Genomic DNA, 25,131 nt, shown 5'->3' with positions numbered 1-25,131 from the left:
ATGGATATAAATTTACCTCTGATTCTGCTGTGGTTGGTTGTGATTAGTGGCGGAATCTGGTTAGTTGACAGTCTGTTTTTCGCCCGTCAACGCAAGAAAAATGTCGGGGACCAGCAAGAAGATCCGATCGTTGTCGAGTACGCGAAGTCTTTCTTCCCGATTCTGGCGATCGTATTTGTTCTGCGCTCTTTTATTGTCGAGCCCTTCCAGATTCCTTCAGGTTCAATGATTCCAACATTGGAAGTCGGGGATTTTATTCTGGTCAACAAGTATGCCTACGGTGTGCGCTTGCCAGTGTCCCGAACCAAGGTAATGGATGTGGGTGAGCCCAAGCGCGGCGATGTCATGGTGTTCTTTCCACCCCACAATAACGATACTTACTACATCAAGCGGGTGATTGGGTTACCCGGTGACAAGATAGAGCTGAAGAACAATGTGCTCTATGTCAACGGTGAGATGGCTCGCCAAGAATTGATCCGGGCCATCCCGCCGAGTAACCCGCAAACAGAAGTCATGTGGGAAGATCTCGATGGCTATCGCCACGAGATGCAGAAAAGTGTCCGCCCCCGGCAGTACAGTAACTTTAGTGGTGTAGTGCCGGAAGGGCATTATTTTATGATGGGCGATAACCGCGATAACAGCCTCGATAGCCGGGAGTGGGGCTTTGTCCCAGAGAAGGATATCGTCGGCAAAGCTTTCGCCATTTGGATGCACTGGGACAAGTTGCTCAGTTTGCCCAGCTTTAAGCGTGTAGGCTCAATCCAATAAAGAAACCAGCCGGGCGTTAGCCCGGTTATTTATAAAGGATAGAGGGCATAATTATGAGGAGTAAACTCAACCTTTCACTCCAGCAGCAGCGCGGTATGAGTTACTGGGGTTGGATACTAGTTATTGCATTGGCTGGTTTTACTTTGACTTGTGTTTCAAAAATGGCGCCGGCCTACGTAGATGCTCGTTACGTTAACGAAGGGCTAAAAACCCTGGGTCAAAACCCAAACCTGGAAGATATGACCACGGGTCAAATTAAAAAAGAGCTAGGCCGTTTTTTCCTGATTAATAATGTTCGGGGTGAGCCTACTAAATCTGTGCAGGTAGTTCGCGGCGCAAAGGGTTCTGTGGTGAGCATCAATTACGAGCTGCGCCAGCCGCTGATATACAACGTAGATGTTGTGATGAAGTTTAATAAGCAGCTCGACACAGCAAAGCCGGAGCTTTGCTGTGATGCGCTGATCGATCTGGAGCAATTCCGCAAACGTGACTGATCTTTTATTGGAACGCCTTTGCAAGCGCCTCGGCCATGATTTTGATCAGGCCGAGCTGCTTGAGTTGGCTCTTACTCACCGATCCCACGGGAGTCGTAATAATGAGCGCCTGGAGTTTCTTGGCGACTCGATACTCGGGTTCACTATCGGCGCGGCACTTTACGAGCAGTTTCCCAACGGGCGCGAGGGGCAGTTGAGCCGCTTGAGGGCACAATTGGTTAGCGGTGAAACCCTGGCAAAACTTGCGCGGGAGTTGGAAATTGGCGATTGCCTGCGCCTCGGTGAAGGTGAAATGAAAAGTGGTGGCTTTCGTCGGGCATCGATTCTGGCCGATGCCGTAGAGGCTCTTATTGGGGCCATCTATCTGGATGCCGGTTTGGAGGCTGCGCGCGCCCGGGTACTTGAGTGGTTTGCATTGCGCTTGCAGGGCCTATCATTAGAGACCGTGAAGGATCCCAAAACTCGCTTGCAGGAGTGGCTGCAGGCTCGAAAAAAACCTCTGCCGGAATATAAAGTCGTAGATGTTTCTGGCGCTGAACACGCACAGCATTTTGTAGTGGAGTGCCGTGTCAGTGGCCTTACGCAGCCCGTAAAAGGCGAAGCCAGCAGTCGCCGTAATGCTGAAAAGACTGCGGCGGTGGAAGCTTATAAGCTCCTCACCGGGCAGGACTAACCTTACAATAGAAACGACGCGCCGGATCCATTTCCCGCATCGTAATGACAGCCCCCTGTATCACTGGGGGCGCTTCTGGCTCCGGGGCTTCCCGGAGACCTCCAACTCTTTCGGAGAAATTTCTTGAGTGAACAACCTTCTCGCTGTGGCTATGTCGCGATTGTCGGCCGCCCCAATGTGGGAAAATCCACACTGTTGAACCACCTGCTGGGGCAGAAACTCGCGATTACTTCGCGCAAGCCGCAGACCACCCGCCACAATATGCTCGGTATTAAAACCGAAGGTCCAAACCAGATTATTTTTGTCGATACACCGGGTCTGCACTCCGATCAAGAAAAAGCGATTAACCGCTATATGAATCGAGCTGCCGCCAGTGCTGCGCGGGATGTGGATGTAGTGGTGTTTGTTGTAGAGCGCACTCGCTGGAGTGAGGCAGACCAGTTGGTGGCAGATAAGCTGCGCGGTATTAAATGCCCATTAATTATCGCCGTGAACAAGGTGGATCAGCTCGAGGATAAAGCTGATCTACTGCCCCAGCTACAAGCCCTGGCTGAGGAGCATCCAAAAGCTGAAATTGTTCCCATATCAGCCTTGCGCAACGTAAATCTGGATACTTTGGAAGAGGTTATTCTGAAGCACTTGCCTGAGGGGCAGCATTTCTTCCCCGAAGATCAAGTGACTGACCGCAGCTCGCGCTTTCTCGCAGCAGAAATTGTTCGCGAAAAGATTATGCGTCAATTGGGTGCCGAGGTTCCCTACCAAGTTACTGTGGAGGTAGAGGAGTTTGCCCAAGAGGGTAAGGTCTTGCATATCAGCGCTGCTATTTTGGTTGAGCGGGCAGGCCAAAAACGTATCATTATTGGAAATAAGGGCGAGCGAATCAAACAGATTGGCAGCCAGGCTAGAGAAGATATGGAGCGCATGTTTGATAGCAAGATAATGCTCAATTTGTGGGTGAAGGTGAAATCTGGTTGGTCTGATGATGAGCGGGCTTTGCGCAGTCTTGGTTATAGAGACGAGTAATCATCAGGGTAATTTCCCCTGAACCTATGAAAACGCCTCAACCGCCTCAACCCGCGTATATCCTCCATTCGCGGCCCTACAAAGACTCCAGCTTGATCCTGGAGCTTTTCACTCCCGATTACGGTCGACTGGGCTGTGTCGCCCGTGGGGCCCGCCGTGACAAGCAACGCCGCCAACAAGCGTTGCAGCCCTTCACCCCGTTGCTTGTCACATTGATGGGAGCGGGTTCACTTAAAACGCTCGGTCCAGTCGAAAATGTTGGTGTACCACTATGGCTCAAGAGCCGAGCGGTTTATGCGGGCCTTTATGCCAATGAACTGATGGTAAGGCTCCTTCCCGAGGGCGAGGCGCATTACACGCTGTTTGCAGCTTATCAGAGCCTGCTGGAATCTCTGTCTCAGCTGGAGGGACTCTCCAACGCTGAACTGGAAGGTCCGCTTCGTCGCTTTGAGTTACAACTGCTCCTGGAGCTCGGTACCTGCCCGTCCCTCAATATTAGCGGCCCGCGAGGAGACCCTGTAAGTGAAGATGGGGTTTATCGCCTGGATGATGAGTGGGGTTTAATTCCTGTTCACCGCTCCAAAGATGAGAGTCTGGGAGAGTGTTTTTTTTCAGGTGCCGAACTATTGGGGATGGACAGCGCTATGAATGGGGGTGGCTGGTCAGGTGAGGCTTTAGCACCTGCAAAGCGTCTTACACGTTTATTGTTGAGGAAAGTATTGGGGGATAAGCTTTTGCAGAGCAGAGAGCTTTTTCGGCAGGTTTACGGAAAAAAATGATTGTTAGTATTGGCACCGATATTTGTAACTACGACCGTATTGAGGTGGCGTGGCAGCGCTTTGGTGATCGCTTTGTTGAGCGTGTTCTTAGCAGTGCGGAAAGGAAGGACTTTTATGCTATGGCTGAGCCTATCCGCGCTGCATATCTGTGCAAGCGATTTGCGGCGAAGGAGGCTGTAGCCAAGGCCTTGGGCACAGGGATTGGTGAGGGGGTTTCCTGGCAAGACATCGATGTCCGTCGCCGCAAGGGCGCTGCACCGCAGGTGGTACTGGCGGGCGCAGCTGAGGAGAGGGCCGAAAAACTTGGTGTGGACAGAATCCACCTCAGCCTGTCTGATGAAAAAGACTCGGCCCTGGCATTTGTCGTATTTGAATCCTGCTAGGCAACTACCTCCAGGCCAAAGAGCGCATCCAAGTCTTGTTCAGAAGCCCACTCGCGCAGGGCCCGGATCTCCCTGAGAACAGCATTGAGTTTGCGCTGGTCAAAGGCTTGGGCATCGGAGCCTTGGATAGTGCGCAATGCCTCTTGTAACACGCAAGTTGATTCTCTCAAGCGTGAAACTCCGCAATAGCAGCAGCCACCGTGCATGCGATGAGTGAGTTCGAACATGCCCTTGTAATCTCCAAGGTTGTACAACCTTTCCAGTTCTCTCTCATCTGAACTGAGACCGTCAATCAACATGCGCAGCATGTCCCTGGCCAGCTTGGCATCGCCGTTGGCGAGGGTCAGGCATTCGCCAATGTCTACCAGGCGCATCTCCTCAATCTTCACTTTTTCTGCGGCCTGGGGAGTGATGATCTTAAGCCAGCGCTTGATCATATGGGAGAGCTGGGCCTCGCTAACAGGCTTGCTTAAGTAGTCGTCTAGTCCCGCAGACAGCAGGCGTGCTTTTTCTTCGGCGCCGGCGTGGGCGGTGAGGGCAATGATTGGAGTACGGCGGCCGGTCTCCTGCTCACGAATCAGACGTGTAGCTTCGATACCATCCATCTCGGGCATTTGAATATCCATAAATACCAAGTCGAAAGCTCCCTGCTGCCAGAGCTGTAGAGCTTCTTCGCCGCTTGCTGCAATAACGACTTCTACATCTTGTGCTCGCAGAAGTTCGCCGACCAGTCGGCGGTTTGCCGCGTGGTCATCCACTGCCAGCACGCGCGGTGGTGCGGGCCACGGTAGCGCCTGTACCCCGCCACTAACCCGCTGTTGCCCCTGCTGTGGTACTGCTCGTTTCAGGGATCGCAGCAAATTGTCTCGGGTGACGGGCTTGCTAAGGAAAGTGAGAGTGCGGGTGCGCAGTTGGTCGTAGCAGCGACGCAATTCAGCGGGTGGGCCCAGTACGATCACGCGGCACTGATAGGTATCAACCAGCGACTGCACTTTGCTACTGAAACTATCAAAACCACCTTTAGCAGTAGCTGTATCGATAATAACAGCATCCGGTAAGGCATCGTGCCGCCACATTTGCTCGATTGCCGGTTGCAGAGTATCGGTATCGCCGAGTTCTATGGGCTCCACTTGCCATTGGCTGAGTAGCTGGGCTACCTGGGTCCGTGTAACTGGGTTGGGGTCTGCAAGTAAAATTCGGCAGCCAGGATATTGAATACGCGGATACATGCCTCGATTACGTTCAGCCTGGAGGGAAATTTGCACCCAACAGGTGTTGCCGTCATTGGCTGTTTCTTCAATACCTGTGCAGCCGCTCATCCTCTCAACTAGGCTGCGGGCTATAGACATCCCTAAACCATTTGCGCTGATTTGTTGGGTGAGCTGTGGGGACTTGCTGGTGAGAATGTTCTCAATTTCTCGGCGACCAGCCTCGTCAATACGGTTACCCAGGCCGGTAACCGAAATACGGAGTACAAGTTCTGAGTTATTAATGCTATGTACTGACAAGCGCACGGGGATATTGCCATTTGCTGAGCTGCGCACCGCGTTACCCACCAAGTTTGTAAGTATTTGCTTAATTCGCAACGGGTCTCCGATTAAAGTGGGAGGGAGTTGAGAATCGATCAAGGGCACCAGTTCCAGATGGTGCTCATAGGCGTTTGGGGCCAGTATTTGCAGGGTCTCTTCAAGTAGTAAGCCAAGGTCCATAGGGATATGGTCAAGGACCAGATTGCCGGACTCAATGCGGGAAAAGTCCAGGATGTCGTTGATGGTAGTCAACAGGTTTTCCGATGAACGTAAAATGGTTTGCAGGTAATCCTGCTGTAGCTCATCAATTCCAGTTTTTAACAACAGGTTGGTAAAACCGATAATGCCATTTAAAGGTGTGCGAATCTCGTGACTGGTATTGGCTAGGAACGTCGATTTAATCCTGCTTGCTTCCTGCGCCCTTTTACGTGCTAAGTCCAGCTCAATATTTTGTTCTTCCATACTGTCCAGGGATTGGCGCAGGTCATCCATAGACTGGAGTAAGTTGGCTTTGTATTCCTGTTGGTAACTGGACAGGTTTTCAGCCATCTCGTTAATTTGGTTTCCCAGTTGAGCGAGTTCTCGATTCTCCGTTTCATGGGTGCGTCGATCAAATTCACCTCTGCCAATCGCCTCCAGAGTATGCCCCATTCTAATCAGGCTGTGAGCAAAGCGCTCAGACATGATGACCGACCAGGCCAGCGCGGCTAGGGTACAGAGAATCAACCCCACCAAGCCTACGAGTAAAACTTGGTAAGTTCCCACCAGGAAATAGGGGCGATGTAGCTCAATACTTATCCAGCAGGTGGTGATATCGCCTTTCAGTGGCTGTAAAACCTGAAGAGTCTCATCATCTTCAAAAATAAAGGGTTCGCGCTTGTTAAGGGTGTCCCTGCTAATGGGGGTGCGTGGACGCGGCCCGACACTGGCCAGCAAGCTGAGTCCGGTGCTGGGGTTGAGGGTTAGCTTGGGGCTGGGTTCGGTGGAGTAGACATGAACAGATCTGACCATATCTTTTTCCAGCATAAGCGCCAGCAAACTTTTACGCAGCCATTCCATTCTAAGTTCAGCTGGATGGCCCCCGCTCATCTCAATTAGTTCAGCTAGCTGTTCGGCGCTGGCTCGACCGTGGCTTAATAGTAATTGGCGACGATCGTGCATTTGCTGCAGGGTGAAAACGAGAGCGAGGAGCAAGGACAGAATTAGTGCGGGTGCTACAGTAAGGCGAAATACCAGGGTTCGTAAGGATCGAGGTTGCTCTGGTTCCTCGATTGAGAGAATAGGGTTGCCTGGGGCCATGTTAAGAGGGGCCTTGTACGATTATTTTTCCCTCATTTTACCGTTATGTACATCTGAGCGCACTCATTCACTTATCAGAAAACGCTTCTTTTTTGTCACAATATGCGCGTTTTAGAGGCTCAAAGATTCACTTTGCCAAGATTAGATAGCGCGGCATAGCCATCTGAATAATACCGCTTCAGGTATATCTCCCTTAATAACCTGGGTAGGGAGTAGACCAAAGTAGACGGTATTTAGTGCATAGTACCGCTTGCTGTACACTTGGACCCCGCGAGATTTTTCTGGAATTTATTGCATTATGGATTATCCAACAATTGCTGACTGCGTAGGCAATACCCCGCTGATTAAACTACAGCGCCTGCCAGGTGATACCAGTAATACTGTTTTGCTCAAGCTGGAAGGCAATAACCCTGCGGGTTCGGTAAAAGACCGCCCGGCACTTTCAATGATCAACCATGCGGAAGCTGCAGGATATATTTCTCCAGGAGATACCCTGATTGAAGCGACCAGCGGTAATACGGGAATTGCCCTGGCAATGGCTGCAGCGATTAAGGGCTATCAAATGATATTGATTATGCCCGACAGTGCTACCGAGGAGCGCAAGGCTTCAATGACAGCTTATGGCGCTGAGTTGATATTGGTTAGCGCTGAAGAAGGTATGGAGGGTGCGCGGGACTTAGCTTTGCAAATGCAAGAGGATAAAAAAGGATTGGTACTGAACCAGTTTGCCAATAGCGATAATCCCCTGGCTCACTATGAGGGAACCGGTCCGGAGATTTGGCAGCAGACCTCTGGAACGGTGACTCACTTTGTCTCCTCAATGGGTACAACCGGTACCATTATGGGATGCGGGCGTTACTTGAAGGAGCAAAATCCCGATATTCAAATCGTTGGATTGCAGCCAACTGAAGGCTCCAGTATTCCGGGGATTCGCCGTTGGCCGGAGGCATACTTACCTAAGATTTTTGTTCCTGAGCAAGTGGATATGGTCATGGATATGGACCAGCGAGAAGCTGAGGATATGACTCGCAGGCTAGCGAAGGAAGAGGGTATTTTTTGTGGCGTTTCCTCTGGAGGGGCGGTAGCCGGTGCTTTAAGGCTGTCTGCGCAGCTAGAAAATGCGACGATTGTTGCAATTGTCTGTGATCGTGGAGATCGTTATTTATCTTCAGGACTTTTTGCCTCCCCAAAATAGTTCTTACTTTTATTCTCTAATTTATCTTATTTTATTGATCAATGCTGGAAATAAAGTGCTTTAACTCCAGCATTGTGCCTGATATCTACTAGCAAAAACTTTGTGAGATTCGCAGCTTTGTAAAGTGATTCGCCAATCAATCTACAATCATCTCTCTTGCCCCTTTTTTTGGGGGGAGCCTCTAATCCTCCTGCTATATGTGCATTGCCAGTTAAAAAAGCAATAACTAAGCCGGTAAATACAAAAAAACTGATAGTTTGTAAAGTTCGGTAAAGCCTTGTTTTGTGTTCATGTAGAGGTGGAGAAATTCACTTTTAAGTAACAAATGCAACCTGTTCACTTCTCTCGATATTCCCCAATATCACAATTTTAGTTTTCTATAGGCATTGGTTTTGCAGGTTTACTGTTGGTTAAAAGGTCAACAAGCTGGACAAGACTTATACCTTCCCACTCAAATTGGTACGAAAAACTGCTGAATTTCGCGCAGCTTATTGAAATGTATACAGAAAATCATGGACTTTGGTGAGTTCAAACCTATGATAGAGAAGCGCTTAATCCAGCATGAGCACTGAGTAAATGTGCTGCTAAGCCAGGTAACGACAAAATTATGCCAATAACACAAATGACTCTTGTTAAAAGATGGTTCAAGTAAGAAAGCATCATTCCTTTGGTGGAGAAGGTGAACTCGACCTTGAATCCTGGTTGCGCCATGTACAGAAGCTCGCGGGCCTGGATGGTTCTGCGATAGTAACTTTGCGGCGCGCAGCTGAGGTGAGTGCCGAAGCAGAACAGCGCGCAATTGAGGCGGAAAATATCTGGGCTGAGGGCGCTAGCAGTTTTGCCTCAGGCCTTGAGATGGCTGAGATTCTCGCCGACTTACAAATAGACTCAGAAGCACTTGTCGCGGCGGTGCTGTACCGTGCCGTACGTGAAAAACGCCTGCCACTGCAAGCTGTGGAAAAAGAATTTGGTGAGCGAGTTGCCAAGTTGATTCGTGGTGTTTTGCGTATGGCTGCGATTCGCAGTCGCAGCGCAGATACCGGAGAAGAGAGCCCGAGTGGTGCGGTAGAGGAACATTCAGAGAATATCCGGCGTATGCTGGTGGCATTGGTCGACGACGTGCGAGTCGCTTTGATCAAACTCGCTGAGCGCACCTGTGCCATTCGTGCTGCAAAAAACTCAGAGCCGGCTAAACGCCAGAGAGTTGCTCGTGAAGTGGCCGATGTTTATGCACCCCTTGCCCATCGCCTGGGAATTGGTCATATCAAATGGGAATTGGAAGACCTATCATTTCGCTATCTTGAGCCGGAAGATTACAAGCAGATTGCTCGCTTGCTGGATGAGAAAAGACTGGCTCGGCAGCAGTATATTGATGAGGTATTGGAGCTATTGCGCTCTGAACTCGAGCGCGCCCATATTGAAGGTGATGTCTACGGGCGAGCAAAGCATATCTATAGTATCTGGCGGAAAATGCGCCGGAAAAATATCGGCTTCTCCCAGGTTTATGATATTCGCGCAGTGCGTATTCTTGTCCCAACAGTAAGGGATTGCTATGCGGTTCTGGGTATAGTGCACAACCTCTGGCGCAACATACCGAATGAATTCGATGATTATATCGCCTCCCCCAAAGAAAACGGTTATCGCTCTCTGCACACGGCTGTAATTGGCCCCGAGCGAAAGGTGCTTGAGGTTCAGATCCGAACTTTTGCTATGCATGAAGAGGCGGAATACGGTGTTTGTGCTCACTGGCGTTACAAGGGCACTGATCTTAAGAGCGAGAGTAAAGATAGCTACGAGCAAAAAATATCCTGGTTGCGTCAGGTGCTCGACTGGCATGAAGAGGTGGGAGGTAACCCACTACAAGATGATTTACGCTCCAGTGAGGCAGATTCACGTATTTATGTATTTACCCCCGGCGGTCATGTTGTAGACCTGCCTCGGGGTGCAACACCATTAGATTTTGCCTACAAGATCCATACAGAAATTGGTCACCGTTGTCGCGGGGCTAAAGTAGATGGCCGAATCGTGCCGCTCAACCACCGGTTGGAGACAGCCAATCAGGTTGAAATCCTCACAGGAAAACTCGAAGCGCCGAGTCGCGATTGGCTCTCTTCGGGCATGGCCTATATCACTACCTCCCGTGCCCGAGCCAAGATTATTCACTGGTTTAAGCAGCAGGCTCGGGATCAGAATATCGCCGATGGCCGCAGTATTCTCGACCGGGAATTTAAGCAGCTGGCGCTGAGTGATTTCGATTTCGATAAGTTGGCAGCCAAGCTCAACATGCATTCCCTAGAGGACCTCTATGCGGCAGTGGGTGCCGGTGATATAGGCGTGGGTCAGGTTCTCAACGCAGCCCAGCGAATGGTGAAGGTCGACAATGTGCCTCGGGTACCATCGCTGACGGCTCCAGTTGCCCGGGGAGAAGGCAAGGCAGATGTCTATATCGACGGAGTGGGTAATTTGCTCACCCACATTGCCGGCTGTTGTAACCCCGTTCCAGGCGATGAAATTATGGGGTATATCACCCTTGGGCGCGGGGTTTCTATACATCGTAAAGACTGCGCAAATATGCTGCGTATGCAGGTTGAGGAGTCTGAAAGGGTACTCCAGGTAAGTTGGGCGGAAAAACCCCGCGAACTTTACGCCGTTGAAATTATGATCGAAGCCTACGATCGCCAGGGCCTGTTGCGGGATGTCACGGTGATGCTGGACAGTCAGAAAATTAATATTACCGCTATGCAAACCCGCTCTAATAAGAACAAGCATACGGTAGAAATGATCGTGACTGCTGAGATCCACAACTTTGAAGAGTTGAGCCAAGTTTTACATCGGATCAATCAACTGCCCAATGTGGCAGCGGCAAAGCGGCGAATTCTGCGCTGAACGTTGAGTAAGGAATACCGTGGAAAAGAATTACTCTGTGGAGGACCTCCTCCACTTGATGGCTCAGCTTCGCAGCCCTGAGGGCGGTTGCCCTTGGGACCTGAAACAGGACTTTGCCAGTATTGTCCCCTCTACGATTGAAGAGGCCTATGAGGTAGCAGAGGCTATTGAGCAGGAAGACTTTGAGCACCTGCACGAAGAGCTTGGAGATCTGCTCTTCCAAGTCATTTTTTATGCCCAGTTAGGGCGTGAGAAAGACCACTTTGATTTCCCCCAGATTGTTGACACTTTGGTACGCAAACTAGTGCGCAGGCATCCCCATGTCTTTCCAAGTGGAACCCTCTACGGCGACCGCTCTGCCGAAGCTCTTGATGAAGCTGAAGTAAAGAGGAATTGGGAGGCGATTAAAGAGGCCGAACGCACTGCCAAAGGGGATGCAGGAACCCTGGCAGGAGTAGCTGTGGGTCTTCCGGCTTTGACGCGTGCGGCCAAATTACAGAAGCGCGCCTCCCGTGTCGGTTTTGACTGGCCCAATATTGATGGTGTCCTCGATAAGATTGAGGAAGAGGTTGCAGAGTTGCGGGAGGCCGTGACAAATGGGGATACGGAGCATGCAAAGGAGGAGCTGGGGGATCTGCTTTTCTCTTGTGTGAATGCATCCCGCCACCTGAAGGTTGATCCTGAGGCAGCTTTGCGGGGGTGTAGCAGGAAATTTGAGCGGCGTTTTGGTTATGTTGAGTCCAGTTTACACAGTGAAGGTCGGCAAGTATCAGAGGCAACGCTGGAGGAACTGGACAGACTTTGGGACAAGGCCAAAGTTCAGCGGAAGCCCGGTGCTGATAGCTAGGGATCTTAACAGGCTTACATAGAGCGGAGCTTTAAGCCCCTTTTAGTACTCTGTGGTTTGTATGGATTGTGGGGGTATCGGTAGCAATCTTGCCCAATCTGAGGTGTGAGTGTAAGGTAGCGCTCTTTTAGCGCGGCGGCTTTTGGTTCGTCGATAGTATTGGAGGCTTACTGAACATGCGAATTATTCTCTTGGGCGCGCCGGGAGCCGGCAAGGGCACTCAGGCTCAATTCATAACAGAGAAGTTCGGCATTCCGCAGATCTCCACCGGCGATATGCTTCGCGCTGCGGTGAAGGCGGGTACCCCTCTTGGCCTACAGGCCAAGGATGTTATGGACGCGGGAAAATTGGTTTCTGACGACCTGATCATTGCGTTAGTTAAAGAGCGCATTGCCCAGGAAGACTGCGCTAAAGGGTTCCTGTTCGATGGTTTCCCTCGCACCATTCCTCAGGCTGAAGCCCTTCTGGAAGCCGATGTACATATCGATCATGTTCTGGAGATCGCTGTTGACGATGAAGAAATCGTAAAGCGTCTCTCGGGCCGCCGGGTTCATGAAAACTCTGGTCGCGTCTATCACATCGTATACAACCCGCCCAAGGCTGAGGGTGTCGATGATGTGACTGGCGAGGCACTGATCCAGCGTACAGATGATACTGAAGAAACTGTTCGCAACCGTTTGGCGGTTTATCACGAGCAGACGGCACCGCTGGTAGGCTTCTATCGCGAGCTGGAAGCACGCTCTCCTGAAGCGGCTCCCAAGTACAGCAAGGTAATGGGTGTTGGCGGTATGGATGAGATTCGCGAGAAAGTGTTGGAAGCTCTCAGCTGAGATCATCGCTAACATTTTTTAAAAGCCCCCACTTGGGGGCTTTTTTGTATCTCCAGAAGTGATATAGAGCGAGTTGATCACGGCGGTATTGGCCTGGCAGTATGCGCTCTTCCCTGCCCGATAACTGGCAGGATTTCTTGAAAGGATAAGATTTCTAACGGGGCGGTTTATGTCTACGGCAATAATTTTGATGAATTTAGGTACTCCAGCTGAGCCTACACCTACAGCAGTAAGAAGTTTTTTGCGGGAATTCCTTTCAGATCCGAGGGTTGTCGAGATACCGCGGCCAATCTGGCTGACCATATTGAACTGCTTGGTACTGCCTTTTCGTCCACAACGTATTGCCCCTGCCTATGCGGAAATATGGAATAGCAGTGCAGATGAAACAAAAGTGGAAGGATCGCCGCTTCTCTACTATACGCAGAAGCAAGCAGAGCTGTTGCAGCAGTGTTTAAAAGTAAAAGGTTGCGATGTCGCTGTTGAATATGCCATGACTTATGGTGAGCCCCGCCTCGACAACACCATAGAAACTCTGCGCAAGAAAGGTTTTGAGTCTTTTATGGTGCTTCCCCTATATCCCCAATATTCGGCTACCACAACTGCAGCAATTTATGATCAGGTGGCGCAAATTTTTCGCAATAGTCGCGATATTCCGGATATTTCTCTGATTCGAGATTATTACCAAAATCCCCTCTACATAAAATCCCTGGCCAATTCAGTAAAAGAACACTGGGAAAAAGCAGGGCCAGCGGAAAAATTGTTACTTTCATTTCACGGTATCCCAAAAGCCAATGTTGATAAGGGGGACCCCTATTATCGCCATTGCATGGAAACCGCACGGTTATTAGCGGATGAACTAGAAATCAGTGAGGATAAGTGGCAAGTCACATTTCAATCGCGCTTTGGTAAGGCAGAGTGGTTGCAGCCATACACCGATAAGACCCTTATTGAATGGGGTAAAACAGGAGTTAGTAGTGTCGATGTAATTTGCCCGGCTTTTTCTGCGGATTGCCTGGAAACATTGGAAGAAATTTCGGTAGAGAATCGCGCTAATTTTATTGATGCTGGGGGCAGTGACTACCGATATATTCCTGCATTAAATTTGCGTGAGGATCATATAGAGGCGCTTGCGGGAATTGTGCAAACTAAGCTCAATGGGACAAAATAATTTCTACCAAAGTGCTAAAACGGGACCCAAAAGTGAAAATTGATAAGAAAAATATACTTTTTTTATAAAAAGTTTCTCATTTTTCGCTTTTTTACTTGCAATGCCGGGTATTTTTATTAACTTTGATAAAGTTGTATCGAAATAGGCGGTGCGGCGCTCTGCATAAGTAATAAAAACGGCCGATTCCAGTTTTTATTCGATAGCTAAAAGGCAATGCTGCCGGCACACTTTTGGATGTACTTCTTCTTTCAGTGAGGAGACAAGGGATGGCAAGAGTAGTAAAAAAAGGTACACGCGCGAAACGAGCAACTAGTGCGACCGCAGCGTCGCCAGCGGTCGTGAAAGCGCAGAAGGCGGTAGATTCAGCGACCAAATCGCTGGATGCGCAAATGGACCGTGTTGCTAAGGCTAAGGCTCGAGCGCAGAAAAGTAATGCGGCAACAGCGAAAACTTCGCTGGCCAGTGCCAATAGTAAGGCAAAGGATTTACGCGCCAAGCTGGCAGCGGCAAAGATGGATCTTGCCAAAGCTAAGGCTATGGATGCCGTACATATGGCTGAAGCTGCTGCAAAAGAAAAGGTGGAAAGTCTCTCTAAGAGCCTCTCCAGCAAAGCAGATAAAGAGTTAGCTGCCGCACTCAAGGCATTTGAAACACGCTGGGTAAAAACCAAAGAAAAGGCTCATGCCAAGAAATTGAAGGCTGCTGAGAAGAAGGCTGAAGCTAAGGTTAAAGCAGCTGCAAAGAAAGCTGCCGCTAAAGTTAAAGAGTTAGAGAAGAAGGCTAAAGCCAAATTAAAAGCCGAAACTCAAAAGGCCAAGAAGAAACCTGCAGCCAAGGCCACAGCAGCGAAAAAGCCCGGACGCCCCAAGAAGGCCGCTACAGCGACGGCGAAAAAAGCCGGCCGTCCAAAGAAGGCAACTTCAGCGGCTAAGCCAGCAAAAAGAGTCGGACGACCCAAGAAAGCGACTGCGACAGCAGCTGCTAAGAAGGCTCCAGCCCGTCGCGGCCGTCCACCGAAGGCTGGTGCTGCCCGTCGAGGTCGGCCACCGAAAAAGGCCGCCTAGGGTCATATATATGGGCTCAACGATGTGAACTTTGGCAGGCTCCTCATAAACCCCGGTTAGTCCGGGGTTTTTTAGTTGCGGGTTGCGATATTGGGCATGACTCCCCTCCGCTCCCGTGCCACAATTCCCTCCCTTTTTTATGACCAGGATTAAGAACGCTGTGAAAATACTTGCCCTGGATACAACGTCGGGCGCCTGTTCTGTTGCTCTCATATCTGATGGCCAGCTGATTGAGCGTTTTGTACAGGCAGAGCGCGATCACACCCGTCGCCTTTTGCCAATGGTGGATGACGTTCTCGCAGAAGCCGGCATAAAGCTGGCAGGCCTGGATGCTCTTGCTGTCAGCCGCGGGCCGGGGTCATTTACTGGTCTCCGTATAGCAATTAGTAGTGTGCAGGGGTTGGCTTATGCTGCAGATCTACCAGTGGTTCCGGTTTCCAGCCTCGCAGCCCTAGCACTTGGAGCTCGGCGATCGCACCCGGACTGGGGACAGTCACCGGTCGTGGCAATGCTGGATGCTCGTATGCAACAAGTATATTGGGGGGTTTACTCCAGTGACTCTCCCTGCGATAGCTTGATCCCGGAGGCGGTACAGAACCCGGAGGAGGTTCTGCTGTCTTTAGAGAAATCGGAGATTTGTACTCCGATCTATGGGGCGGGCCCGGGATTACATTATGAGGCTTTTGAAGGGGCGTTATTGGCTGCCGTTGATCAAGCCAGTCTCATTCACGCTCGGGATATAGCGCAGCTGGCAGTACCACTATGGGAGCAGGGTCATACAGTGACCGCTGAAGAGCTTGAGCCTGTTTATTTGCGCAATGAAGTGACTTGGAAGAAAAGACAAAAAATCCGATCTTAATAACACATGGAAACATTTCAGATTGTAATTTTGGCCCTGATACAGGGGCTGACAGAGTTTCTGCCCATCTCCAGTTCCGCGCACTTGATCTTACCTTCTGAGGTATTGGGTTGGCAGGACCAGGGGCTGGCCTTCGATGTTGCTGTTCATTTTGGCTCTTTACTGGCAGTAGTTTTCTATTTCCGCAAAGATATTTGGGTGCTGATTAGGGATGGTCTAGGAGGATTTACGGATAAACAATTTACCGATGAGGGGCGGCTGGCCTGGTTAATTGTTCTCGCCACTATACCTGTGGGACTGATAGGCCTGGTATTCAAAGGGTTCATAGAAACTCACCTGCGTTCAGCCGGTGTTATCGCTGCTACGACTATTGGCTTTGGTATTTTACTGTGGTGGGCTGATGCAAAGGGGCGCAGGGTCGAATCTCTAGCCCAGTTAAATTGGAAAAAAGCACTTCTGATTGGCTTATCACAGGTGTTGGCCCTAATCCCTGGCACCTCCCGCTCTGGTATCACAATGACTGCTGGTTTGATGCTTGGCATGAAGAGAGAGGCTGCAGCGCGCTTTTCGTTCCTGATGTCTATTCCTGTTATTGCCCTCAGCGCTATTTTGTTAACGATTGAATTACTTGCGCTGGAAAGTGTTCCATGGAATGACTTGCTGCTTGGTACCGTTTTATCTTGTATTAGTGCTTATTTGTGTATTCATTTTTTCCTTCAATTTATTAGCCGCATTGGGATGGCTCCATTCGCGATTTATCGCTTGGTTCTCGGTGTAATACTTATTTGGATGGTATGGGGGTAGAGGAAATGGCAACAGTTGCATTTATTGGCTTGGGGGTGATGGGATATCCCATGGCGGGGCATCTTTCTAATGCTGGCCACATGGTGCGAATTTACAATCGCACTGTTAGCCGTGCGGATCAATGGCTACAAGAATATGATGGAGAGAGCTTTGCAACGCCCGCTGAAGCCGCAAAGGGCGCGGAGGTTGTTTTTGCCTGTGTAGGCAATGACAACGATCTCCGCCAGGTGGTGACAGGAGAGCAGGGGGCATTCACGAGTATGGGTGACGGGGCTTTGTTTGTAGATCATACAACAGCCTCTGCCGATGTTGCTCGGGAATTGGCAGTTGCAGCTGGCGAAAAGGGAATCGGTTTTCTGGATGCCCCTGTCTCTGGAGGCCAGGCCGGCGCTGAGAATGGTGCTTTAACGGTTATGTTTGGGGGAGATAAGGCAGACTTTGATAAAGTGCAACCTCTTATCGACTGTTATGCGCGGGCGAGCAACCTGATGGGGCCAGTAGGTAGCGGCCAGCTGTGTAAAATGGTCAATCAAATTTGTATCGCGGGTGTCGTTCAGGGGCTTGCTGAAGGTTTACATTTTGCCAAGGCAGCTGGCCTCGATGGAGAGCAGGTTGTCAATGTGATATCCAAGGGGGCGGCACAGAGCTGGCAAATGGAAAACCGCTCAAAAACTATGTTAGCTGGCGAGTATGACCACGGTTTTGCTGTGGACTGGATGCGTAAGGATTTGGCTATAGTCCTTCAAGAGGCACAACATAACGGAGCTTTACTGCCCGTAACTGCCCTGGTAGACCAGTTTTATAGTGAGGTACAAGCTATTGGTGGTGCTCGTTGGGATACTTCCAGCTTGTTTGCACGATTAATGAATGTGCGCTCTTTCGATTAACCCCTCCGATCAATAGCTACCGGGGTTAAGTTTGATCCCGGTGCCGCTTCTTCTTGTTACTATTTAATGAAAGTTTTATTACTCTCCGCTTATGATGCGGACAGTCACAAGCGATGGCGTAAAGGGCTGGTAGCGGCATTTTCTGATTGGCAATGGACCGTACTAACCTTACCACCGCGATACTTTAGCTGGCGAATTCGCGGTAATAGCCTTTCCTGGGGCCGTGGGGAAACTGCGCAAATATTGAAGCAGCGTTGGGACCTTATTGTTACAACCTCAATGACCGATCTAAGTGCCTTGTGCGGTTTAGTTCCTGAAATCGTTAGGGTGCCTACAGTTGTATATTTTCATGAGAATCAATTTGCTTACCCAGTGAGCTCTGATGCGTTTCGATCGGTAGAACCCCAGTTGTTGAATATTTACACGGCCTTGTCCGGTGATCTGGTCTTGTTCAACTCTGAATACAACCGCAGTACCTTGTTAGGAGGAGTAAAGAAATTACTCAAGCGCTTTCCTGATTGTGTTCCTCCCGGAATTTGTGAGGAGATTGAGGAAAAGTCGCGAGTTCTTCCTGTGCCAATAGAAGACATCGTTTTTGATAGTGCGAAAACTGAAGAGGCCTTTTCCTGGAGCTCCTGCGCAGAGAGCATTTATGGGGGCGAGATAGGTCAAGATACTTTGATTATCAGTTGGGCGGCCCGTTGGGAATATGACAAAGGCGCGGACCGATTGCTGGATATCCTTCGGGGCTTGAAAGCCAGAAATGTTAAGTTTCTTGTTAATCTAATGGGGCAGTCATTTCGTAATAGCCCTGCTGAGTTTGCTCAAATACAAGAAGAGTTTGCCGACCATTTATTGGTACTCGGGTATCTCGAAAGCGCTAAAGACTATCGTCAAGTACTGCGACATAGCCATATATTCCTTTCTACGGCTTACCATGAATTCCAGGGGCTGGCGGTGATGGAAGCAGCTATTCTCGGTGCGACTCCACTGGTGCCAGATGAACAGTGCTACCCAGAGTTCTATTCCGAGAACTTCTGTTATTCAGACTGTAATGATGCAGTAAAAAAGCTGGAATCAATGTTTTTGTCAATTCTATCGGGTTCAAAATTAAAAAAAGTTGATTTAAGTAATTTCTCAGGGAAAGTGATTTGGGCAGAATATAGGAAGCAGTTCTTAAATCTGGTTCAGAGTTAGGCCGGCTACTATAGAAGGCGGGTTTATAAAGGCTCCCAAAGTTATTGGTGAGTAAAAGCAGCGCCCTGAAAATTTTTAATCAGGGCCTGTTAAGCGAAATCCTAGCTAATTGGATACATGATCTATTGCTTTCAATAGCCCTTTATCTGGGATGTTACTGGGAAGAATACAAGAAGGAATATCTGAATGGCCAAGATTTTTACCATAAAGTAAGTTGCAAGCCATAATCTTGTGGCCCTCAGTTGTAGGGTGTACCGGGTCTCCAGTTGGGACAATATTTTCTTGGTCTGCTAAGAAAATATTTTTGGTATTGGAGGCCTCTGATAGTGACTTCCTGATTTTTTGATTATAAAAGTCCGTACAGTAATTTTTCGGATCTTGTCCGTCTAAATCACTTCGGCGAGGGATAGTTGAAATTACGAATGCAATTTTCTCTGTTGGAATATCTATGCTCTCAAAGTAATTTTGTATTCTATCTGTTATTGATATGCCTTGAATATTATTGGGTGATGATATTATCTTACTAACGACCATATTTAGCTTCTGGGCGGATTCACTATTTTCTTCTATAGGAAGGCTACAATCAATCGCATTATTCATGCTAAGGAAGGTGATGTCGTTAGTCCCGAGCTGTATAGGTATGACAACGCTATCCTCAGAGGTTATATCCCGCGTTAAATTGCAGGCTTGATTAGTGAGCCAGCCAGAACTAGTTTCGCCCTCCATGCACATTTCGCTGAGAAATTGATTGAAGTTCTTGATGGAATTGAGGCAGTTGGTGAAATTGTAGCCTGGGGTGATTTGATGGCCTATCGGATCAAGATAGCAAAGTAAATCGCTGGTTGTAGCTCCAGGTATCCCAGAGTGCCAGTAATTCTTGGTCTGTTGAGACATATCATCAGGGCCTGTTGGTCCAGTGATAGTGCCAATCGTTTCTAGTTGTTTTCCATTGTATTTTAGAATTAGCTGCTCACTGGTAGATTCTTGATCTATAGGAAAGATTGAGTTGCCATCGGCCGCTTTGGCAAGATAGTCCCAGATCTGGCTACGAAATCCGTTTGAATTATAAGGGAGTGTTGTCATGCCGTAAGTAATCGAATCACCAATAAACCATAGCTTAATACTGCTATTATCTGAATGTTCATTGGGCTGATTGGGGGGCTGACTAGGTTGTGAAGGTTCAGTTGTGAGTGTACCCGTGCAGTTGCCAATTATAATTGGTGGGATGTTTTCTCCAGAGTAATCTGCATTAAACCCAAAAGCCTGGGCCTCTCCTGGCGGAATAGATGATTCACTAGTAACAGTTATTGTCCCGTTACTTTCTGCGATTTGTGCATTCCAGAAGTGTGTGATTGATTGGTTACCTTGCCAGTTCCACTGTAGCTGCCATTTATCAAGAGAAGTCTTTCCTTTATTATAAATAACCACATTTGCCATAAAACCATTCCCCCAATCGTTTTGAACTGTATATTCCACATTACACTGGCCTGAAGGTTCACCGGGTTCTTCCGGTACAGTAGGGGGAGTGTCAGGTTTGGGCTGTGGTGGTGGGGTTTTCGATGATTCAAACCATTTTAAGGCATAGGCTCGAAATTCACTTTCTGACGGAAGGGAGGAGTTTTCCATATAATAGTTATCTAAGAATGCTCTCGCATCCTTATAGTACTCTTGGTGAGTCTTATAAATCTCCTTTTTATTACCATCCTTGTCAATCAGCCAGTAGCCAGTGAATTCACTGATCCAGCTATCATATTCATTGTCATACATTTGCCAGTACAAAATAAATGGAGCACCCCACTGGAGCGCCGTTTTTATTACATTGCGTGATAGCAAATCCTGGGCTTCGCCAGAGCGGGCTCCCCAATCCTTAAACCAGGACTCTCCGTAACCATATTCGCCAATGAAAACCCGCTTTTCAAATGGCAGCCCAGATTTTTTGGGAAGATTTGAGTTGATAAATTCTAGAGCTGAAGTCAACTCACTATGTAGAGTGGCAAAATCTGAATGCTTTTCTTTGGTAGTGAGATCGTAAGCTGAATAAGACACTAAATCTACATTAGTATGGGGAAGTACGGCATTGGTTATCCGTTCTTTGCCCTGTATTGCAGATTCAACCCTATTGACCTCAATATAGTGATATAAGTTAACGTCAGAGTGGGTGATATTTGCTTTGGCATCGTCAATGGCTTTTTGTCGAATATTGATCCAGTCAATTAGACCCTGTAAACGCTTAGGAGGGATAGTTTCCTGACTGTCATCTCTAGTACCATCAGTTTTTTGAACCAGGTTCCAATCGCCTTCCCAATGCCCGATCATGAATGTCTTACCGGAGCCGTTATATTCAGTTAGTAAATATTCAGCCAACGAATAAATTTTGTCATATTGCCAGTTTAGCTCTTCTTCACTCATTCCTTTGTTATCCATCCAGGAACCTGAGTCCTCAACCCAAAACATGTAGATGGAGAAATCCATTTCCAAGACTTGCTGAAATTCTGGTATTTCTTTCAGTATTCGCTTGAATTGATAGTCGAGTCCAGAGTTACTTAGCTCGCTATATAGGCTCGGAGAAAGGGCAATCTTGAGTAAGTTAGAGCCCATTGAGTAAATGGCTTCAGCACTTTCAACAAGTGATCCCTTATCTGTAAATGTATACCTAGGGTTTATCGTTTGAGTGCCTAAAATTAAATTGTATTGTGAAAGGGGGTCTAGCAGGTCTTGTGAAGGTGGGGTCGGATCTGGTTTATTGATGGTGTTGTTGCAACTAGCGTTAATATGAGTAGGCGTCTTTTCACCACCCGAGTAGCGAATATTAAAACCAAAAGATTGGGCTTGGCCAACGGGTACTCTTACATAGCCTTGTTTTCCAACTACAGAGATCAGGTTTTCATCCTGGGCTGAAGTAGCATTCCATATATGTGTGACTTCTTGGTCTGAGGGCCATTGCCATGAAAGTTCCCAGTCACTTATTGGCTCGGTACCTGTATTACGTACAACCACTGAAGCCATATATCCGTCTTCCCATTCGCTCTGTATCGTCATTTGTACATCGCACTTTTGACCGGCCAGGGATGGTAGGGATAAGAAGGTCAATATGGAAAAAACTGAGAGGGGGAGAAGTTTAGCGTGCATTATTTATGTATCTATATGGATTACTGCAGAGTAATCAGATATTGATAGCTACATAAAGTTCACATATTTATAGTCAGGGGCGTCAAATGCTAAAAGGGCCGATTATCAATGTTATCCAACTTCCACCTTATTTCCTGTCAAGACAACTTTGAATGTTAAGTACAGATGTTTGCCTAATTAATTGTTAATTTAATTGTTTTTGTGAACAAGAGGTCAATCTATAGAATATAATTGGAAACTGGTTGAGTGCTAATTTTGAATAACGAAAGTTTTTTACATTTCCTCTCTAAACGCAATTCAAATCCCCTAATCTATCCTTTCTTTACAGTCATTTTTAGATTGTGCTTGCTTAAATTGTAAATATTTAGGTTTGCCGCAGTTCAGAAAATCTTCGCATATTTAAAATTATTTTACTTTCGAATCTAAATTAACGGATTTATGGCGGGCAATTACTCTGCGGGTGCTACCAAATACAGCCAGTTAGGGTATTCTGAACATGCGTACTAGAGCTGTACTCTCAGTTCCAGTGTGCTGACAGCAAGGAGGTTATGGCTACTATGTGTTTTTTTAGAATAATAAAGCCGCTTTTCAGGATGAGATAATAAAAGCCAAGATTACATTGGCTAACTATCTAGAGAGCCGCGTCCGAGTCGATCGGAAGTGGCTTATTCAGGTATCAATTTTCAACGAAAAGGATACGCCTTCACTTCTGTGAACTGGCGAATGTACTCCTGCGTGTATAGATTCTGGAGAAAAAATGAAAAAAATAATTAATGGTTACGTCATTGCTTTAATAGTATTTATTGGAGCTTCTTCCACTGTTAAAGCATCTGACTGGCGTGTTGGTGTTGGTAAGTATGATATAACTGGCCCGGCAGCAGATGTTGGAATGGTAGGATATGGAGAAACGGGGCAGACAACCAAGGGAATTCATACCCGTTTATGGTCCCGCGCATTCATAATTTCTGATAGCTCTGAAAATGAGCGTTTGGTATTCGTATCAGCAGATCTGCAAGGTATTCCGCAGGGCGTGAAGCAGGGTGTCGTTGATAAATTAAAAAATCTCTATGGTAATAGTAAGTACACCGAAAAGAATGTGATGCTGACTGCTACACATACCCATGTAGGTCCTGGCGGGTATGATCATTATGTCATGTTGAATATGAGTGCTCTCGGGTATGCGGAAGATAACTATGACGCGATTGTTGATGGTATTTTTCAGTCAATCGTTGAAGCAGATAGTGGACTAACTCCAGGTGATATCTTTATTGAGCAGGGGATACTACTCGATACCAGTATCAATCGAAACCCATACCCTTATTCAGAAAATACTGATGCAAGCGACCATCAATACGATACCAATAAAACCATGACCCAACTCAAGTTGGTTGATGCCAACAACAAAGCACTGGGGGTTATTAATTGGTTTGCAGTACACAATGTCTCTTTAGGGACAGGGCAGCGGCAACTTAGCGGGGATAATAAGGGGGCGGCGAGTCAATTGCTGGAGTCTTGGGCTGCCGAGCAGGGTGCTGCAAGTCAATTTACTGCGGCATTTGCCAATAGTAATTTAGGTGATGCGTCTCCGAATATTTGTGGCCCTAGGGATGGATGCGGAAATTCTGAGTATGAAAGTTTACTTTTATCTGCTGAAAAGCAAGTTGCAAAAGCTCAGTCTCTTTACCAATCAGCTACTGTGAAACTTGAAGGTGGATTAGATTATCGACATCAACATATCTATTTCCCTGGCTATACTGTAGCAGATGAATTTACCGGTGAGGGGCAAATAGATATTTGTGAAGGTGCTGTTGGCTGGTCATTTACTGCAGGATCAAGTTGGGACGGTCCCAGCAATATTGATGGTATTTTTGAGGGAATGTCTGTTGAAAATGAGGGGGTGGATTGGGATAGAGATGTGGGACTATTCGAATCAGCGATTAATGGTTATCCACTTTTTGGCCTGATGAGTGCATTCTCTGCAGCCGCTGTATATGAGGATACTCAGGATGACCCCTGCCAGTACCCCAAACCTACATTTGTAGAGCGTGAGGTAATAGGCCAAGCACTTTATACCCCTTACCTACCTTTCCAAATGTTTCGCATAGGCTCACTTGCTTTGGTCGCCGCGCCGGGTGAAATGACGACTATGGCAGGCCGACGTCTTGAAGCAGAAGTCTTGTCAGCTTTTGAAGGAAGCGGTGTAAACACTGTGGTGATTGCCGGTTTGGCAAATGCCTATTCCGGTTACATAACTACCCCTGAAGAGTTTGATAGGCAGCACTATGAGGGAGCACATACTATATACGGCCCCAATACCCTTGCAGCCTATAGACAGATTTATACCGAAATGACACATGCTATGGTCAATGGCGTAGATATTGCTGCAGGGCCTACTCCGAAAGATCTGTCTGATGACCAAATCATTAATGTAATTGGGGTTGTTTATGATGACAAACGCCTGTGGGAGTCTTTTGGTCAAGTCTGGGATGATGTAGGTACCAGCTACAGTGCTGGCGATACTGTATCTGTCACTTTCCGTTCTGGCCATCCCCGTAATGACCTGAAGACTGAGAGTACGTTCATTGAAGTACAGCGTAAAGTTAACGGTAGTTGGGAAACTTATCTTACCGATGATGATTTGGATACACGCTTTATTTGGACACGAGATACGGCTATTGATTGTATGGCCTGTTCATTTTCTGAAGGGCAGTGGATCATCGGAGAGGATACACCATCAGGCACTTACCGAATAAAGCACTTTGGTAACTGGAAGAGTGGTTGGACTGGGAAGATTTCCGGCTATTCAGGTAAGTCGAGTAGTTTTACTGTTAGCAATTAGTGCTCATTACGGATCGGTTGGATAATCCAGCCGATCTATTATGTCTATACCCATAACAGACGTACCTTTATATATAAATATTCGACTGCTGAATCGTTATCAATTTTGTATTATATTATTTGAGCGAATACTATAATTTACGCTGACAATTTAATGGGACTCAAGTGCTCTCTTTGAGATTAGTTTACCATCCATAACTTTAAACTATATTTAATGTCGCTAAATGGTACTTTTTTGTCAGAATATGCTGCCATATATCGCTTGACTGTGATTTTCTTTCTTTGACCCTAGTCAAATTTAATTGCACTATATGCAGTGTACTCTCCTGTAATCGTTTTTTCCTATCGCAACAATACAAATTAAGTTAGCTTTCACCTAATTTCTAGTTACTCCGAAAGACGGTGGTATGTTAGGTATCTTGGAGGATTGGCTTAGTAGCTATTAGATAGGAATTATAACTATTTCGTTTAGATCATTT

Annotated in this window: 19 protein-coding genes; 17 read left to right on the top strand and 2 right to left on the bottom strand. The window is 47.7% G+C overall.

What is annotated here, in order from left to right:
- The 6 genes from lepB (at position 1) to acpS (ending at position 4,120) form a co-directional block, all read left to right on the top strand.
- Complete coding sequence (gene lepB, locus ACJJII_RS22255) at positions 1-768, top strand: signal peptidase I (RefSeq protein WP_413662745.1); 768 nt, start codon at positions 1-3, stop codon at positions 766-768.
- A gap of 53 nt (positions 769-821) precedes the next feature.
- Positions 822-1,262 carry a DUF4845 domain-containing protein gene (locus tag ACJJII_RS22250; RefSeq protein WP_444917775.1) on the top strand — a complete coding sequence of 147 codons (441 nt, stop codon included), beginning with the start codon at positions 822-824 and terminating at the stop codon, positions 1,260-1,262.
- A complete protein-coding gene (gene rnc / locus ACJJII_RS22245; protein ID WP_282931964.1) occupies positions 1,255-1,935 on the top strand; it encodes a ribonuclease III in 681 nt (226 codons plus the stop codon). Before ACJJII_RS22250 ends, rnc begins: the two co-directional genes overlap by 8 nt.
- A 123-nt stretch (positions 1,936-2,058) precedes the next feature.
- Entirely contained in the window at positions 2,059-2,958 is a 900-nt protein-coding gene (gene era, locus ACJJII_RS22240) for a GTPase Era (protein WP_444917774.1), read from the top strand.
- A 26-nt stretch (positions 2,959-2,984) separates the two neighbouring features.
- Positions 2,985-3,737 (top strand): DNA repair protein RecO, encoded by a 753-nt coding sequence (gene recO, locus ACJJII_RS22235; protein WP_444917773.1) that lies wholly within the window; start codon positions 2,985-2,987, stop codon positions 3,735-3,737.
- Positions 3,734-4,120, top strand: coding sequence for a holo-ACP synthase (gene acpS / locus ACJJII_RS22230; protein ID WP_413662741.1), 387 nt, complete (start codon positions 3,734-3,736; stop codon positions 4,118-4,120). Before recO ends, acpS begins: the two co-directional genes overlap by 4 nt.
- Here the strand turns inward: acpS and ACJJII_RS22225 are convergent.
- Positions 4,117-6,948 carry a response regulator gene (locus tag ACJJII_RS22225; protein ID WP_444917772.1) on the bottom strand — a complete coding sequence of 944 codons (2,832 nt, stop codon included), beginning with the start codon at positions 6,946-6,948 and terminating at the stop codon, positions 4,117-4,119. The genes acpS and ACJJII_RS22225 overlap by 4 nt on opposite strands.
- A 298-nt stretch (positions 6,949-7,246) precedes the next feature.
- On the opposite strand from ACJJII_RS22225, the gene cysM reads away from it, so the two are divergent.
- From cysM to ACJJII_RS22175, 10 genes are all read left to right on the top strand, one after another.
- Positions 7,247-8,143 carry a cysteine synthase CysM gene (gene cysM, locus ACJJII_RS22220; protein WP_444898001.1) on the top strand — a complete coding sequence of 299 codons (897 nt, stop codon included), beginning with the start codon at positions 7,247-7,249 and terminating at the stop codon, positions 8,141-8,143.
- Positions 8,144-8,782: 639 nt separating this feature from the next.
- Complete coding sequence (relA, locus tag ACJJII_RS22215) at positions 8,783-11,029, top strand: GTP diphosphokinase (protein ID WP_444898000.1); 2,247 nt, start codon at positions 8,783-8,785, stop codon at positions 11,027-11,029.
- A 19-nt stretch (positions 11,030-11,048) separates the two neighbouring features.
- Positions 11,049-11,876: a nucleoside triphosphate pyrophosphohydrolase gene (gene mazG, locus ACJJII_RS22210; RefSeq protein ID WP_444897999.1), complete on the top strand. Its 828-nt coding sequence runs from the start codon at positions 11,049-11,051 to the stop codon at positions 11,874-11,876.
- A gap of 176 nt (positions 11,877-12,052) precedes the next feature.
- On the top strand, positions 12,053-12,706 hold the full coding sequence (gene adk / locus ACJJII_RS22205; protein WP_282931972.1) for an adenylate kinase: 654 nt from the start codon (positions 12,053-12,055) through the stop codon (positions 12,704-12,706).
- 169 nt (positions 12,707-12,875) lie between these two features.
- Positions 12,876-13,874, top strand: a complete 999-nt coding sequence (gene hemH / locus ACJJII_RS22200; protein ID WP_444917771.1) for a ferrochelatase — start codon at positions 12,876-12,878, stop codon at positions 13,872-13,874.
- Between the two features lie 266 nt (positions 13,875-14,140).
- Entirely contained in the window at positions 14,141-14,938 is a 798-nt protein-coding gene (locus tag ACJJII_RS22195) for a hypothetical protein (protein WP_444897997.1), read from the top strand.
- Between the two features lie 160 nt (positions 14,939-15,098).
- Positions 15,099-15,797 carry a tRNA (adenosine(37)-N6)-threonylcarbamoyltransferase complex dimerization subunit type 1 TsaB gene (tsaB, locus tag ACJJII_RS22190; RefSeq protein WP_444897996.1) on the top strand — a complete coding sequence of 233 codons (699 nt, stop codon included), beginning with the start codon at positions 15,099-15,101 and terminating at the stop codon, positions 15,795-15,797.
- Positions 15,798-15,803: 6 nt separating this feature from the next.
- Complete coding sequence (locus tag ACJJII_RS22185) at positions 15,804-16,601, top strand: undecaprenyl-diphosphate phosphatase (RefSeq protein ID WP_282931976.1); 798 nt, start codon at positions 15,804-15,806, stop codon at positions 16,599-16,601.
- Positions 16,602-16,606: 5 nt separating this feature from the next.
- Complete coding sequence (locus tag ACJJII_RS22180) at positions 16,607-17,488, top strand: NAD(P)-dependent oxidoreductase (RefSeq protein ID WP_444917770.1); 882 nt, start codon at positions 16,607-16,609, stop codon at positions 17,486-17,488.
- Positions 17,489-17,554: 66 nt separating this feature from the next.
- A complete protein-coding gene (locus tag ACJJII_RS22175; RefSeq protein ID WP_444911197.1) occupies positions 17,555-18,685 on the top strand; it encodes a tRNA-queuosine alpha-mannosyltransferase domain-containing protein in 1,131 nt (376 codons plus the stop codon).
- Between the two features lie 105 nt (positions 18,686-18,790).
- Here ACJJII_RS22175 and ACJJII_RS22170 read toward each other — a convergent pair whose 3' ends face one another.
- Positions 18,791-21,814 (bottom strand): cellulose binding domain-containing protein, encoded by a 3,024-nt coding sequence (locus ACJJII_RS22170; RefSeq protein WP_444917769.1) that lies wholly within the window; start codon positions 21,812-21,814, stop codon positions 18,791-18,793.
- Between the two features lie 757 nt (positions 21,815-22,571).
- Between ACJJII_RS22170 and ACJJII_RS22165 the strand changes: the two genes are divergently transcribed.
- On the top strand, positions 22,572-24,653 hold the full coding sequence (locus ACJJII_RS22165; RefSeq protein ID WP_444917768.1) for a neutral/alkaline ceramidase: 2,082 nt from the start codon (positions 22,572-22,574) through the stop codon (positions 24,651-24,653).
- Positions 24,654-25,131: the final 478 nt, after the last annotated feature.

The sequence above is a fragment of the Microbulbifer maximicatervae (SeqCode) genome (assembly GCF_052467825.1).
This window is presented reverse-complemented; position numbering and strand designations above follow the sequence as displayed.